Origin of the sequence: Streptomyces sp. BE303, assembly GCF_036290945.1 — a bacterium.
Classification (GTDB): domain Bacteria; phylum Actinomycetota; class Actinomycetes; order Streptomycetales; family Streptomycetaceae; genus Kitasatospora.
Genome location: NZ_JAQYWZ010000913.1, coordinates 1 through 351 on the forward strand (window position 1 = coordinate 1; position 351 = coordinate 351).

Here is a 351-nt window from a genome sequence, read left to right on the forward strand (position 1 = left end):
AGGGAGCCGGCGTAGACGTTCTCGGCGACGGAGACGTGGGGGATGATCTCCGGTTCCTGCGGGATGATGCGGATCCCGGCGGCTCGGGCCTGGGCGGGTGAGGCCAGGTCCACCCGCTCGCCGTCGAGGACGACGTGGCCTTCGGTGGGCTGGTGGTCGCCGGTGAGGATCGGGAGGAGGGTGGCCTTGCCGGCGCCGTTCTCGCCCTTGCGGGCGGTGACCTGACCGGCGGGGAAGTCGAGGGTGACTCCGCCGAGGGCCCGTACCGCGCCGAACCGCTTGGTCACCTGGTGCACACCGGCCGTCCCCGCAGGCGGCGGAACGGAGGGCGGGTAGGGATTCGGACTCGTG

At 72.6% G+C, this 351-nt stretch carries 1 protein-coding gene; it reads right to left on the bottom strand.

All coding sequences use genetic code 11. The features are described 5' to 3' along the window. A partial coding sequence (locus PUR56_RS37270) for an ATP-binding cassette domain-containing protein (protein ID WP_329952218.1) occupies window positions 1-296 on the bottom strand: 296 nt, incomplete at its 3' end. Window positions 297-351 lie beyond the last annotated feature (55 nt).